Origin of the sequence: Paenibacillus sp. 2TAB26, assembly GCF_052115145.1 — a bacterium.
Taxonomy (GTDB): domain Bacteria; phylum Bacillota; class Bacilli; order Paenibacillales; family Paenibacillaceae; genus Pristimantibacillus.
Genome location: NZ_JBFRGC010000022.1, coordinates 101,477 through 117,056 on the forward strand (window position 1 = coordinate 101,477; position 15,580 = coordinate 117,056).

General features: G+C 44.0%; 11 protein-coding genes. 4 read left to right on the forward strand and 7 right to left on the reverse strand.

Annotation, left to right across the window (positions count from 1 at the left end; all coding sequences use genetic code 11):
* Positions 1–146: 146 nt before the first annotated feature.
* The gene (locus AB4Z50_RS23915; RefSeq protein WP_441882889.1) at positions 147–437 is read left to right on the forward strand and encodes a hypothetical protein; all 291 of its coding nucleotides are present in this window, start codon (positions 147–149) and stop codon (positions 435–437) included.
* Positions 438–556: 119 nt separating this feature from the next.
* Here the strand turns inward: AB4Z50_RS23915 and AB4Z50_RS23920 are convergent, their stop codons facing one another.
* Both AB4Z50_RS23920 and AB4Z50_RS23925 read right to left on the reverse strand, forming a co-directional pair.
* Complete coding sequence (locus AB4Z50_RS23920) at positions 557–1,414, reverse strand: SDR family oxidoreductase (protein ID WP_441882891.1); 858 nt, start codon at positions 1,412–1,414, stop codon at positions 557–559.
* Between the two features lie 94 nt (positions 1,415–1,508).
* A complete protein-coding gene (locus tag AB4Z50_RS23925) occupies positions 1,509–2,528 on the reverse strand; it encodes an alpha/beta hydrolase (RefSeq protein WP_441882893.1) in 1,020 nt (339 codons plus the stop codon).
* A 305-nt stretch (positions 2,529–2,833) separates the two neighbouring features.
* Between AB4Z50_RS23925 and AB4Z50_RS23930 the strand changes: the two genes are divergently transcribed.
* Entirely contained in the window at positions 2,834–4,285 is a 1,452-nt protein-coding gene (locus tag AB4Z50_RS23930) for an amidase family protein (RefSeq protein ID WP_441882895.1), read from the forward strand.
* 226 nt (positions 4,286–4,511) lie between these two features.
* Here AB4Z50_RS23930 and AB4Z50_RS23935 read toward each other — a convergent pair whose 3' ends face one another.
* From AB4Z50_RS23935 to AB4Z50_RS23955, 5 genes are all read right to left on the reverse strand, one after another.
* On the reverse strand, positions 4,512–4,721 hold the full coding sequence (locus tag AB4Z50_RS23935) for a YrzA family protein (protein WP_139997791.1): 210 nt from the start codon (positions 4,719–4,721) through the stop codon (positions 4,512–4,514).
* A 52-nt stretch (positions 4,722–4,773) separates the two neighbouring features.
* Positions 4,774–6,147, reverse strand: a complete 1,374-nt coding sequence (locus AB4Z50_RS23940; protein ID WP_441882897.1) for a sugar porter family MFS transporter — start codon at positions 6,145–6,147, stop codon at positions 4,774–4,776.
* A 234-nt stretch (positions 6,148–6,381) separates the two neighbouring features.
* On the reverse strand, positions 6,382–7,716 hold the full coding sequence (locus AB4Z50_RS23945) for an AraC family transcriptional regulator (RefSeq protein ID WP_441882899.1): 1,335 nt from the start codon (positions 7,714–7,716) through the stop codon (positions 6,382–6,384).
* Positions 7,691–9,142: a sensor histidine kinase gene (locus AB4Z50_RS23950; protein ID WP_441882901.1), complete on the reverse strand. Its 1,452-nt coding sequence runs from the start codon at positions 9,140–9,142 to the stop codon at positions 7,691–7,693. Before AB4Z50_RS23950 ends, AB4Z50_RS23945 begins: the two co-directional genes overlap by 26 nt.
* Positions 9,139–10,134, reverse strand: a complete 996-nt coding sequence (locus tag AB4Z50_RS23955) for a sugar-binding protein (RefSeq protein WP_441882903.1) — start codon at positions 10,132–10,134, stop codon at positions 9,139–9,141. The genes AB4Z50_RS23950 and AB4Z50_RS23955 overlap by 4 nt, the downstream gene beginning before the upstream one ends.
* A gap of 158 nt (positions 10,135–10,292) precedes the next feature.
* Between AB4Z50_RS23955 and AB4Z50_RS23960 the strand changes: the two genes are divergently transcribed.
* Positions 10,293–12,029, forward strand: coding sequence for a hypothetical protein (locus tag AB4Z50_RS23960; protein ID WP_441882905.1), 1,737 nt, complete (start codon positions 10,293–10,295; stop codon positions 12,027–12,029).
* Between the two features lie 255 nt (positions 12,030–12,284).
* Positions 12,285–15,041 (forward strand): glycoside hydrolase family 2 protein, encoded by a 2,757-nt coding sequence (locus AB4Z50_RS23965; RefSeq protein ID WP_441882906.1) that lies wholly within the window; start codon positions 12,285–12,287, stop codon positions 15,039–15,041.
* The last annotated feature ends 539 nt before the right edge of the window (positions 15,042–15,580 follow it).

Genomic DNA, 15,580 nt, shown 5'->3' on the forward strand with positions numbered 1-15,580 from the left:
GGAGTAATATTCGAAACATTATCATGAATGTAGGGTTCTAGCATATAGGTACTAAACCAAATCTATAAATCAATCAAATGTCAGGTTGCAAATGATAGAGATGATTCATATGTTGTAAGTATCTTCTAAGAGGAGGAATTACGCATATGCCAAAAGAAAAGAAAAATGCAAAAAACAGTTCACTAGGCAACCGAACAGGAGGCAATCGTACTGGGGGTAACCAAACAGGTGGCAACAATACCATCGGCGATCGTACAGGTGGTAATCGCACAGGCGGAAATCGTACTGGAGGTAACCGAACAGGAGGCAATCGCACAGGTGGCAACCGTACAGGCGGTAATCGCACGGGAGGAAACCGTACTGGTGGAAACCGTACCGGAGGAAACCGCACAGGCGGCTATCCTTTAGGTGACACAGCTCCAGGCAACGAAGTTTAATTGACGCATATGAAGCTATAGTTTTGTAGAAACTATGCTTGAACAAGATGGCAGCTCATGACTCTTAGAGAAATGAGCTGCTTTTCTTTTCAAAGATTCATAGTATGCGGCTGATCGACTCAATCTTTACCCTTGCGCGTCATTACAGCCAGCTCATCCCATTGCTTATCGGACACCTCTGCTAAGCTGTTGAATTGCCCTGCACCTTGCAGCCACTCGCCGCCATCAATCGTTACAACTTCACCGTTCAAATAATGCGCGAAATCCGAAACTAAATAGGCGGCTAAATTAGCTAGTTCTTCTTTATCGCCAACACGTTTTAAGGGGATGCGGCTAATCATCTTCTCTTCAAGCTCAGGAGTGGGAGAGAGGCGAGACCAAGCGCCTTCTGTCGGAAAGGGACCTGGTGCAATCGCAACTTGGCGAATACCGTAAGGTGCCCATTCAACGGCGAGCGATCTTGTAAGCGCAAGAACGCCAGCTTTTGCAGCAGCGGAAGGTACAACATATCCCGAGCCGGTAGAAGCATAGGTGGTGACGATGTTCAACATCGTACCGCCTCTTCCTTGTTCAATCCACCGCTTGCCCACTTCCAGAGTCGTATAAAAGGTGCCGTGTAAAACAATATGTAAGATCGTATCTACTGCTCTTGGAGAGAGCCTCTCGGTAGGACTGATGAAATTTCCAGCAGCGTTGTTGACGAGGATATCGATATGTCCAAAATGGTTCTCGACGGCTTCAATCAGCTCATGAACTTGTGATGGATCACGAACGTCACAGCTTTTGTAGTAAACGGTGCTGGTGGGCAAGCTCATTTCTTCAGCAGCTTGCTTCAATACCGCCTCACGGCGGCTGGCAATTGCGAGCTTAGCACCTAACGCAACAAATTTCTCACCCATGGCGCGTCCAAGCCCGGTCGCTCCTCCCGTTATGAGAACGACCTTTCCTTGCAATAAATCGTTTGTAAATGGTCCCAAATGCACACCCTCCTCTGAATCAGAATGATTCTGTCTGTTTATTCATATCAGGGAGTGGTATAGGTTATGTGCAAAATAAAGAATCATTTAGACACTATCCATTCATAACATATCGACTGAGAAATGCCGCCACTTTTTGTTCATAGGCTGTTGTATCCGTACCATAGGACATGCCGTGACCAGCACCCTCGGCGATATAAATATCTTTGTCAGCTTTACAAGCTTCATAAAGCCTCCACACCATTTCTGTAGGTACAAAAGTATCGGCGGAACCATGAATAAAGAACATGGGCAGCTTATTTTTATCCAGCTGCTTGATTGCAGATGCCTCCTCGAAGCTATAACCTGCTTTAAGGCGGGTTAATAAGCTAGTTGCAGGCAAAATCGGAAAAGCAGGCAGCTTGTACATCCGCTTTAGTTGATAAGAGAGCTGATCGGTAACGGACGTATAGCCGCAGTCCTCCACAATGACCTTGACTTGTTTTGGAACGTTTTCACCGCTTACCATCATCACAGTCGCTCCACCCATCGAAATGCCGTGCAGCACGATTTGCACCGATTCACCAAGTTTCTGTACGACCTCGTCTATCCAAAGGAGATAATCCTTCCGATCTGGCCAGCCGAAGCCGATGTAATCGCCTTCACTATCGCCATGCCCTCGATCATCGGGCATCAGTACATTGTAACCCAGCTTGTCATAATAAAATTTAGCAAAACTGCCCATATCTTTCCCTTGCGAGGAATAGCCGTGTGCAAGAATGACGGTTTTGGACGTCAAAGTTTTGGCTTCAAGGTAATAGCCAACCAAGGAGAGACCGTCAATTGAAGTAAGGTGCCAAATTTCATAAGCTTGTTTTTCTATCCATTCTACCCCTATAGCCTCAACCGGTGTTGGACCAGTTTCGTCTGCTAACGCAATGGCAGCTTGATCATCCGTTTCCTTTTCTCCGTGAATTTGCGCTAAATCCTGATTATTGCTTAAAAATGCTTTTGAGTTTCGTTTGATTGCCACATAATAGAAATAATAACTAATCACGGTAAGTAAACCGATAAAAAGGACTGCCAAACCTCCTATTCCAAGTACAATTCTGCTCATCAGCATCGTCATAGTCATTCATTCCTCCAAGTAGGCGGTTATGTGTGAATTTGTGCTATGTCTCTATCATACTGAAGAAAGCTGCTAAAAGGGAGCGGATTGTTGAAGTGATGGTTTGAGTGTGGAGATTATAAAGGTATTGCCAGCTTCTTTATGGAATCAATCGTTATTATTGTTTCTTTTCTAATGAAAATCATTCCTTGTCTGCAATATTTCTAGTCTAAGCTCGTTAGCTTGCCTTTATCAATGATGTTCATTACCAAAAAATAGTATATACTAGGCTCATATCGTACATATTCGGGTTGATGAGGGGTATAAGAGGCATGGAAATCGTAGAGGCAACCATTTCGTCCATTCAAGCCGCTTTGGAATCTGGCGAGATCACATCTCGCGAACTTGTACTATTTTATTTTGACCGAATTGCAGCGCATGATAAAGATGGACTCACGATAAATTCGGTGCTTGAGCTTAACCCCGATGCTTTATTTATAGCTTCTGCATTAGACAGCGAACGAGCTGTCCAAGGCCCAAGAGGTCCGCTTCACGGCATCCCCATCATGCTCAAGGATAATATTAATACAGGGGATAACATGCATACGAGCGCTGGCTCGCTTGCGCTTGCCAATTCCTATGCGGGAGTAGATGCTTTTATTGTAAAAAGGCTGCGCGAAGCGGGGGCCATTATATTAGGGAAAGTGAATATGACGGAGTTTGCTAACTTTATGACAGATGGAATGCCGTCTGGCTATAGCTCGCGGGGCGGCCAAGTTCTTAATCCTTACAACATATCTACGCCGACAGGCGGATCAAGCGCTGGTTCAGGCGTCGCGGTGGCTTGTAATTTTTGTATGGCTTCGATTGGCACGGAAACCTCAGGATCGATCTTAAATCCAGGCAATTTAAGCTCAACCGTGGGCATTAAGCCGACCGTTGGACTGGTGAGCCGATCAGGCATATTACCACTCTCGAACTCACAGGATACTGCGGGACCAATGGCAAGAACCGTAACGGATGCAGTGATCGTATTAAACGCTATAACGGAGCATGATGACAGGGATGCTGCAATGGGTGCGGGGTACTTTAAAAAACATAAGGATTATCGTGTTTTCCTTGATCCGAAAGGTCTTGGGGGTGCACGAATTGGCATTCCTAGAGATTATTTTTTTGAGGAATTAACGGACGAGCAGCTAGCCATATTTAACGAAGCAGTAGAGGTGATGAGAAAACAAGGCGCGGTCATCATTGACCCGGCTGATGTAAGAACTGCTAGGCAAATCGTTTATTCATCGGTAGTGCTGAATGAATTCAAATCCTCGATAAACGCTTATTTGTCCAAGCTGCCTCCAAACGGCAAAATTCGCTCGCTCAAAGACATTATTGCTTTTAATAACGAGCATCCGGTTGAAACCTTGAAGTATGGACAGTCCACTCTGCTGCTAGCAGAAACGACGACTTCAGGTACGCAGACTGAGCTTCCATATCTTCGAGATCGGATTGCAGATCTCCGTTTATGCAAGGAAGAGGGAATAGATGCGACGATGAAGGAGCATCAGCTTGACGCGCTGCTTTTTCCTGCTGACTTTGGAGCAAGGATTACATCGCGTGCAGGTTATCCATCGATTGTCGTCCCAGCTGGCTATACTTCAAAAGGAGTGCCGTTTGGTGTGACATTCGCTGCGAGAGCTTTCGAGGAGCCGATGCTCATTAAACTCACTTATGCATACGAGCAGCACAGCATGGTGAGGCGTCCTCCTTCATTAAAGAGCTTTATTTAATGGGATAGGACGAGATGCCGCATCTCGACTATTATACGTTTGACGGAGATTTGACTTAGAGCTTTTTAAGCGCGTAACAATCAAAAACGCCTTCGTCGTCCTTTAGACGCTGTGTAGCTTTGATGGTGAAATATAAGATAAGTATGAGAAAATGATATACTTTCCTATATTTTAAAAAAATCCTCTCGACTGTTGGAGTCGGGAGGATTTGTATGCCTTTATAGCGCTATTTCTTCGCTTTAAAGTGAACAACCGCACTATAAAGCATCTTTTCGATTTTAGGATTAAAAACAGCATGATGGCTGACGTGGAACACTTCCAGCAGCAAGCCTTTATTATTTTCGATCTGCTGATCAATCTTGCGCTCCAGCGTCTTCAAATCGTAAGCTTCAAAAAATTCGATCTTATTTTCAATTAAATCTAGTCGGAAGTCCATTTGTTTATCTCCTATAAATAGATTTATAACCTAAACCCATTATACAGAGATATTACTTCACCCACAAAGCTTCAATTTCTTCAAGTGATTTTCCTTTGGTTTCCGGTACAACACGCCATGTAAACAAGAAGGCGAGCAAGGCCATGCCACCATAAATCCAGAACGTAGCGGCAGGTCCTGTAGAGCTAAGCATAGGTGGGAACGACTGTGAAACGAGATAATCCGCTGCCCAGAGCGCCATTGCAGCAATAGCCGTCGCTTTTCCGCGAATACGGTTAGGAAAGATCTCAGACATGATGACCCATACGACTGGTCCAAGCGAAATAGCAAATGAAGCCACATACAATAAAATAAAAATAAGCACGAGTGGACCTGCTGCATGTCCCGTTTGAAAAGCGATGCCTATAACAATCAAACAAATCGACATGGAAGCCGAACCAACGAGCAGAAGCGCTTTGCGTCCTACTTTATCAATGAGCCATAGAGCAACGAGGGTGAACAATAAGTTGATAAAGCCGACCAAAATCGTTTGGATCAATGAAGCGTTTGTTCCTGCGCCTGTTGCTTTGAAAATTTCTGGCGCATAATACATGACGGCGTTGATGCCTGTCACCTGTTGGAGCACAGCAAGTCCAACTCCTACAATTAAAGCAATCCGAAGCCCTGGAGAGAATAGCTGCCGAATCGAACCGCTCTCTTGCTCGAACGAATGCTTAATATCGATCACTTCTTTTTTGGCGAGCTCTTCGCCGTGAATACGCAATAAGATCGGAAGAGCTGCCGCTGCGCGCCCTTGCTTGATCAGCCATCTTGGGCTCTCGGGCACAAAAAATAGCAAAATCATAAATAACAAACCAGGTATAGCGCCAACTCCGAACATCCAGCGCCAAGCGGAGGCGATGCCCCATGCTTCGTCACCTGATCTGGAAATCCATAGGTTTACGAAATAAGTAAGAAAGATGCCTGTAACGATGGCGAGTTGGTTAAGTGCAACAAGTCTGCCGCGATATTTTGCAGGTGCAATTTCGGCATTGTAAAGCGGGCATAACGTAGAGGTAATTCCGATTCCGATTCCACCAATAATCCGAGCCACAATAAACGCGGAAAAAGTATCCGGAACAGCTGAGCCAATCGAGCTGATAATAAATAGAATCGCGGCAGCAATAAGTACCTTTTTACGTCCGAAGCGGTCTCCCAAAATACCAGACATAGCCGCGCCAACAATACAGCCAATAATTAAGCTCGATACAGCCCATCCCACTTGTAGCTTTGATAAGTCGAATCGATCCTCCATAAAACCGACAGCACCTGATACGACTGCTGTATCGAATCCGAATAATAATCCGCCAAGAGCGGAAACAATGGAAACAAGCGTCACAAATTTCATGCTTACTTGTTCATTTTTGTTAGTAATCGGCATTTCCATTTCCGTTTCTCCTCTCTGTCAAAAACCTTTCCTGCGTGAAAACGAACTTTATTATAGCATGCAAAAAGAGCGAATCCGCTCGTAAAAACCTGCATTAATGAGTGTTGTTCCCGCATTTATTTTAGACATTGCAAGCATAGGGAAACGAATAAAGAGAACTAGCATTTTGTTGTCATCCCAGCACAAAAAAGTCCATGTCGTTGCAGCATGGACTTTACTTTTTTGCTCATTTTTTTATCCCCGGTAGTCGGAGGGGGGAACACCAGTCACTTTTTTAAAGACACGGCTGAAATAGTTTGGATCATTATAACCGACCTCGAAGCAAACTTCCTTTAAACTCAGTTTTCCAGTTGCCATTAACGCTTTCGCCTTTTCGATACGAAGGGCAGTGACATATTCGATAAAGGTTGTGCCTACTTGCTGCTTAAATATTTTACTGAAATAGTGTGGGTTTAGATGAACGGATTCGGCTACTTCTTCGAGTGAGAGGTCCTTTGTATAGTTGTCCTGAATAAAACGTTGTGCACGGTCTAGCACGGATTGGGTTTGCTGCTCCCGCTGCTCTCGAATGCGCTGCATTGCTGAGATAACATACGCTTCAGGTATAGCTTCCACATGTTCATGCTGCTTGTTATCACGATTCAGTGAAGGGACTGCACCATGTATCAATTCATCAAAGTGGCATATCTTGCCGCATTGCTCATAATAATTGGAGGCAAATACAGCCTCAAAATAGGATTTGCGCAAACCCTCAACACCCGAGCGCGTTTTTCCGATTCCGACTAAGATGTCAACCTCAAGCTGACGTGCTGCGATCGTGCATAGTTCTTCACCTAAAGCGGTTCCGGCTGCCTTCCAATCTGCGTCCACAACAGATTTATCATGATTGATGAAGATAGCCATATGGCGATCAATTAAGGAGCTTACAACACTATTCGTTAAAGATGATTTGATAAAACTTCTAATCGTATCGTAAACTTTTTGCTTACGATTAGCTTTGACATGCTCGGGAAATGCGATCACGATCGCACAGCCTTGTCCTAGTGGAAAGCTGAGCCATTCTGATAATTGCTCGATATCGGTATTTGTAACATGATCGACCATAAACATCATAGCGAGTTCATTTTCTGCTAAAGGCATTAATTGAGAAACTTTATGCCGCAGCTCTAGTTCGTCCGAGCGTTTCCTCTTCTCAAGCTCGAGTTCCTGTATGAGCTGCTGAAGCGTATGTATGATATGCTCGCGTTTGGCAGGCTTGACTAAATACTCTTTCACTTCGAGAGAAAGGGCTTCTTTGGCATATGCAAAATAATCATAAGCGGTCACCATGACGAACTTCACATCCGGCAAGGTATGCTTGATTTCGCGGATTGCTTCTAAACCTTGAATGCCGGGCATATTGACATCCATAAGTACGATATGGGGGCGATATTCCTCTGCTTTTTCTATCGCGACACGTCCATTCTCGGCATGGATTATTTGAAAGGTATTCGGAAGCATTCGTTCAATGATCAATTCCAAGCCTTCCCGCTCAAGTGCTTCATCATCCGCGATTAACAGTCGGTACATGTATGTTTTCACCGTCCTCTCTAACAGGTATTCGGATTGTGACTGTCGTTCCTTTACCCCGTTCGCTTTCAATATCGACTAATCCATGTAGACCATAAAATAGTTGGAGGCGCTTAAACACATTTTTTGTGCCAAGGCCTGTTGATTGTTCGGTGAATGCGCCAGCTTCCATTCGGAGCAGCGAAACTCGAATCTCTTCAGTCATTCCGCTGCCATTGTCGGATATGGAGATACGTACATGATGTTGATCATGCTTTATTTCAAGGCGAATCTTCGCTCCATTCTCCATACGTTCAATGCCATGAACAAAGGCGTTTTCTACGATGGGTTGAAGCGTGAGCGCAGGGATGTGAAATAACAATGCAGATGGGTCGATATCCTTCACCAGCTGAATGCGGTCGCGAAAGCGTGCTTGTTGAATGGTGAAGTACTCCTCTACATGTGCTACCTCATCTCTGAGCGTGACCGCATGCTCCAGATTGCGCAAGTTATATCTCAGTAAATTGGACATCGAAATAATGAGATCACTTGTTTTCTCGGCCCCTTCAATGAGCGCTAGCTTGGATAATACATTAAGCGTATTAAAGAGAAAATGCGGATTAATTTGGCTTTGCAGCGCTTGCAGCTCTAATTCCTTAACGAGTCGATCCTTCTCCAGGCTTTCTTTATCCCGCTCCATCAATTCGAGGAGGTCGCTCGACATTTGCTCGAATGCGCCTGATAATACGCCAAGCTCATCCTTGGCTTGCAGCTCGTTTGAGCTTTGCTTTAGATGTCCCTTGGAGATCTGCTTCGCACGTGAGACAAGACTGCTTACAGGTCCAGTAATGCTGCGTGAAATCCATATGGCAAGTAAAATGCTCAGCAGGGTGTTCGTTATGAAGACGGCGGCACCGAGCAAATACATGCGTTTATTTTCAGCTTGAATCTGCTCATATACAGGTTCATAAATGTTTAACTCCAATTCAACCAGCTGCTGGCTGTCCTCTTGTATGAAGCTTGCTGTCCTTTCCGCATTCTCGTATTGAGTGAGCGACACCTTCGACCTTTCGGCAGAAGCTGCAATGAAAGCGTCTTGCTGCTGCTCCAAAAAAGTATCTAACAGATGAACGTAGCTAGTAATAGTGGAGGAAGATATGGAAACATTCGACTTTTCTTGGAGCAGCAAGCGCAGATCCTGAAGTTCCACTCGACTATGATCATATCGCTTTTTATTGCTGTCGTCTGGATTAAGCAAATAGCTATGCAGCGTACTTAAGTTGTTCTCTACAACCTTGGAGGACTGGTTGTACAAAAGGATACGATCGATCATTTGATTATAGCTTTGCTGAACCATCTTTCCACTTTGAAATAAAAAGAACGTAACCAAATTAATGAGGAGAACGAGTAATGGGATGAAAATGAGCAGCTTAGTCCGAATGGTCATGGGCTAGTTTCTCCATTTTCTTGAACGAAGGGCTTCTGGCCTTGTACCGATATTTTCGTAAAATGCTGCACAGGAAGCTCCTTGCCATGGAGGTAATCGTTCAACTGCGATACAGCTTTATTGCCCATGTCGTAAGGCTGCTGGACAATGGTTGAATGGATGATTCCACTGCGAATAAGCTCCAGAGTTTCATCGAGCGCATCAAATGCAAAAATTTGCAGGCCTTTTGGCCGAATGCGTTCAGTGGTCTCCGCGATGCCGATCGCATCGAGTGCGCTTAATCCGACCATTACATTCAGCTGTGGATAGTGCTGAAGCAGTTCCTCTGTTTCACCTGATGCTTGGAGGCGTGAAATGTTTGAGGAGCGCACCTCGACAAGTTTCAGCTCGGGGTAACGTGAAATAACCTCTCGAAATCCAGCAAGCCGCAGCTGCTGATTGGGGGCTTGCTCGTTTCCGATTAAAGCGGCGATTTGCCCATGGTTTCCAGCCGCTTCGGCAACCAATTCACCCATAACTTTGCCTGCATCGAAATTGTTTGTGCCGACATAAGAGAGCCTGCGGCTGTTCGGAGCATCTGTATCAATCGTTAAGACAGGAATGCCATAGCTAATCGCTTTATTAATTAATCCGATATACTGCGGGTCGTTAAGCCCCTGTACGAGCAGCGCATCAGCTTTGGCTGCAATAGCTTTCTCCAGCAGCTTCATTTGCTCCGCGGGATTAATGCGAAACGGTCCTGTATATTCAAGCTCCATCCCAAATTCAACCGCTGCATCTTTTGCACCTCGTTCAATTGATCGCCAATATGGATTATCGATTTCTTGGGAGATGAGGACAATGTGATAAGGAGGTTTCTGGCTTACCTCGCTTGAGAGAATTGGCTGCAGCAGATCCTTTATCCGAAGCGTGGAGAGAAAGAAGCTTAGCAGAAGGCTGGAAAATACAATAAACAGAATGGCAATGCCTATGTTCCATTTACGATTAGACATTATACAACTCCCTTACTGCGTCCATTTATATCGGATTATTATACAAGAACAGGCGAATAATCAAAAGCTACAGCGAAAATGAGCGATATTGAAGCTATACAACATACAACTAAATCATTATAATTTAGTAAAATTACGGAAAAAGAAAGGGGATTATTATGGAGCATCAACCGCCTAATGCCCAAAGCAATCTACATAACCAATTACATGATCCAGACAGTCTTCCTCAGAGAATATGGAAGTTCAAGCTGCATTACTTGATCGTCATTCCCGCTCTTATGCTCATATTGATTTTTAAGCTGCTTCCATTTGCTAACGGTATAATTCTATCGGTTGTCGACTACAAAGTTTTTGTTGGCCTATTTGAGAGTTCGTGGGTAGGCTTTAATCATTTTGCCCAATTGTTTAACGATGAGAACTTCCGAAGGGTAATTGTAAATACATTTGTTATCAAAACGGGTTATATACTCGCTAGCGGTTGTATCGCATTCCTTCTGGCGCTTGCTCTGAGCAATATTCGTTACAAGTGGTTGAGGGGGCTGTTCTCGTCTTTATTTCTTATTCCTTTTTTCATTCCTTCTATTGTTTTTGTGTATATTTTCATTTATATACTTTCGATAAGCACATCTCCCTTTCTAACCTCGGGGACTCTGATTTTGGGTGATGAGACATTATTTCGGCCGATCATTGTATTCGTTGAAGTGTTAAAAACATGCGGTATTCCGATCATCATCGCGCTTGCAGCTATAGCCTCGAAGCATGCTTCAGTGAACCGGCAAGAAACGGGGCTTGCAGGCTTCGGGAATAGCTACCTTGTAATGAATGTGATTCCAGCACTGAAAGCGGTAGCCGCTTTTATGGTGCTGCAGCTGTCTGCCATCATGTCCACGGACTATGAGCTCATTAGAAGCTTGCTGAATCCCTTGGTATCGAAGACAGGAGAGACGCTTGACGCTTATATTTTTCAACTAGGTTTTTTGATGATGAACGTAAGTCCTTCCGCTGCTGTGGGCATTTTTCAGTTTGCGGTTCAACTGCTCTTTACGATCATCGCTTATTTCATTGTAAAAAGACTGTTTTTAAAGCAATTATTCAGTAATCACACTGGTGCAGCTGACATTAAAACAACGAATAATGGACGCAGCATAATTGGGATTGTGACAGCTTGCTTATATTCAATCGTTGTCATTTTTTTACTGTATATGCTGTTCATCTATCCGTTTACTGGAGCCGGAGAAGCAAGGCAATCGGTGTGGAGCTTCATATCGTTCTGGAACGTTTTTTCTTATTCAGTCGTTAACTTTGTTGCTGTAATTATATTTTTATTGATGACTGTCACACTGGCTTATCCGCTGACTGTCAAACATTTGCCAGGGCGCAGCTGGTATAAGTTGTTTCTGCTTATCGTCATTTCGATGGGAAGCGGGATGATTAATGAGTACCTATTCGTTCGGAGCCTGGAAATGGTCAATACGATTATTCCGCAAATGATATTCGGCTTTTTTAATTTAGCGGCGGTTTTTGTTCTCAAAAGTATTTTCAACAGTAGATACGCCGACTTAAAGACTGAGGCCGAGCTATCGGGAAAAGGGGAACTGCATACGTTTTTCACTCTGTTTATCCCAAAAATATGGAAGCCACTGCTTGCGCTTGGCGTGCTCCATTTCGTCGTATTATGGAACTCATACTTACCAGCGTTAATTTATATTTCTAATATGGAGCTGCAAACACCGATAATGAAATTAGTACAGTTAGCAAGCTCAGGAGGAGAAATGGACAGTACATTAATGCTGCAGCTTGGAGCATTGACAAGCCTGCCGTCAGTTATGTTATTTCTTATATTCCGGAGATGGTTGACTTCCGAGATATTTATCGGTCAGATCAGAAAGCTTTAACATTATATTTGGAGGGAGCTTGGCTAAGGCCAACTTCCTTTTTTTGATTTCAATGAGGATTCACCATATATTAGAGTAACTTAATAGTTAACTATATAATAGGTTTATCACGGGTTTTCAAAGTAATAGTTGACAAACAAGTTAATGAAGACGTATTCTTGTTACGAAATGGTCGTTATTTCAGTTTATTATTAACTTATTAATTAATCTTATGAACGTCATCAAAATATCAATGGAGAGGCAGTGTGATTAATAATGTCTTTAAATACGGTACATGCATCACAAGTGAACATCCCTCGAGCTGAGTATCCTCGGCCAGATTGGCAGCGCTCGGAATGGTTGAATTTGAATGGAGCATGGTCCTTTGAATTTGACCATGAGAATCGTGGCATCGGTGCAGATTGGCATAAATCGAAAGGTCAATCCTTAAAGTCGGAAATTACTGTTCCTTTCTCCTGGTCAAGCCCGTTGTCGGGAATCGGAAGCAATGATAAAGGCATCGCTTGGTATGATAAGGAAGTGGATTGGACACCAGAGCTAGCTGATGCGCGAGTAATCCTTCGCTTTGGAGCAGTCGATTTTAAGTCCGACGTATGGGTAAATGGGATCTCCATTGGTTCGCATGAAGGCGGATATGGCCATTTCGAATTTGATGTAACAGACGTTTGGTCAATCGACAGCACAAACTCGATTACGGTTCGTGTTGAAGATTTTGATCATTCATTCCAAGGCCGTGGCAAGCAAGGTTATGGAGAAATTCGCGGCATTTGGCAGCCCGTATGGCTGGAGGCTCGTCCTCAAAACTATGTACAGGATTCGAAGTTTAATACAAAATTGGACGGTACTATACAAGTTACGACTAGAGTGATAGCAAGCCGCGCAGGTCATGCTCAGCTTTCCTTCTTGTTTGCAGAGGGTGCTGTATCACATCAATTCGAAGCAGAGCTGACAGAAGGAGTCAATACGATCAGCACTTCATTTGTAGTGGCAGATCCTAAGCTGTGGAGTCCAGAATCTCCTTTCTTATATGAAGGCGAAGTTTCCCTATCCAGCAATGGTCAGTCGGATGTTATAAGCACTTATTTTGGTATTCGTGAAATTTCAACTGCACTTGTAGGTGATCGGAATTATCGCTGGATTATGTTGAATGGCAAACCTGTTTATTTGAATGGAACGTTGGATCAATCCTTCCATCCAACCGGATTTTTCACGTACCCGTCCGATCAAGAAATGCATGATGAAATTTTCCTTTTAAAACGTTTAGGATTGAACTTTGTTCGGATTCACATAAAGCCGGAAGAGCCGCGCAAGCTTTACTGGGCCGACAAACTTGGAATTCTCGTGATGGAGGATATGCCATGCTTCTGGGGGGACCCGGATGAGCAGGCACGGCTTGCTTACGAGAGTGAAGCGCGTGAAATTATTGATCGTGACTACAATCACCCGTCGATTTTCTCTTGGGTCATGTTTAATGAGACATTGGGCTTGAAAACGGAAAGTGAATCCGCGTCACTAACAACAGATGCATCACATCCGCAAAATTATTTGCCGCAAACGCAGGAGTGGGTTCGTTCCATCTATCGTTGGGCCAAACAGGTTGATCCAACCCGTATAGTTGAAGATAACTCACCATGTAACTATGATCATGTGGAGTCTGATATTAACACTTGGCATTTCTACATTAATGGCTACAATGAGCTACGCAACCATGTAACAGAGGTCGTTGATCAAACGTTCGTAGGTTCTACCTTTAACTATACTGCGGGCAATGTACAATCAGATGCACCATTAATGAACAGCGAATGCGGCAATGTGTGGGGGATCGAAGGCGGAGCAGGAGATAGCGACTTAGCTTGGCATTACCGCTATATGATGAATGAATTCCGCCGTCATGATAAAATGTGCGGTTTCGTATTTACGGAGTTCCGCGATGTTGTAAATGAGTTTAACGGTTATTACCGTTTGGACGGCACCGACAAGCATTTTGGCTACGAGTGGTTCGTTCCCGGCATGACGATCGCAGATTTGCACTCGCCAGATTTTATCGTTATTGATGCACCTCCTTGTCAAACGCTGGATACAGGCGCACAGGTTACATTGGAGCTTTTGCGTTCCAGCTTCTCGGATCGTTATCATGGTCAAGCGCTTCAGCTGGCGTGGGAGCTGTCGTATGATCATTTTGGTGTACGTACTGTCGCACAATCAGGACACGAAATCATTGACTGGAACGGATTCGGCGTGAGTGCATTGCAGCCGCTTTCCTTGAAAATGCCTCAGCAGGATGCGGTTGCGGTAATTGCAGTACGTCTCTTGTCTTCCGAAGGCAAAACGATTACACGCAACTTCGTTACTTTCGACGTTCGCAGCGGTCAAACCAATGGGAAATATGAGGTTGACGGCCAAACGATAAGCGTACCGGTTGCAAGCTTCACCGATAGCGAGTGGCCGCATAGCTGGAATTCGTTGCAGAATCAGAAAGTGAATGGCGGAATTGCAGGACAATTTACGTATGATGTACAGCTGCCATCCATTTCGGAGCAAACGATGATTTATGATATTGAACTGTTTTTTGAAGCGGGCTCCAAGCGTCTGCTAAAACGTGATCTTGAGGAAAGCATTCAGAAAAAGCTGGACATTTCCTTTATGCATGGTGCGCTGTCAGATCCTGAGTACAACATAAACTCATATTTTATGACGGATTCGGATCGCCATGAAGCTAAGCTGAATGTTCTCATTGATGGACAGCTAGTTGATACGATTGTGTTGAGAGATGATCCAGCGGATAGCCGTGGCGTTCTGTCTTGGCACTATCAAGCGGTTTCTAACAAGCTGGAGGATGCAGGATCATACGGTTATCTCTGCAAAGTTATTTTACCTAGTGCATTGACTGCTAAGCTGAACAAAAATCGCAGCTTTAAGCTTCAGCTCGAAGCTGAACAAGGCGGTTTGACGCTTTACGGACGCAATGCTGGTCGTTATCCGATCGATATTATCGTTCACCATAGAGGTTAATTCATGAAGTGTAATCCGTTATTTGCTACTCCGTCCATGATGATTTATGATTAGAAAAGTTACGAATTTGTTAACGGATCTGTTGAAAATAATCGAATGGGATCTTGTAAAATAGAGGGAGTAGACAAAGAGGGGGTACATATAGATGAACGTTCCTGCAGGTGTATGGATTTTTTCGGGTATTATCGTTGTATTGCTCACATGGCTGACACTTTGGGTTACAAAAAAAGCCTATTCGAAAAAATGGGATGAATCGGATCATTAGTTGTAATGATAAACTAAACTTTAGATAAGAAGAGATAGAAGGAGAGACTCTTTAGCTAAGCGGCTGAAGAGTCTTTTTTGTGTAAGCAGGGTACTCTGTTAAACTAACAAAGTAAGATTTAAAGGCCACATAGTGGATGAGCAAGAAACTTGACAGGACACTTTTTGGTGTCCTATAATCAATATGACTCCAAAAGGTGTCTTAATAAGCTGTTATGTCGTTTAATCGGCAACATTACAGTAAATAATAATGAAAAGGTGGGGGTGGTTTTGAA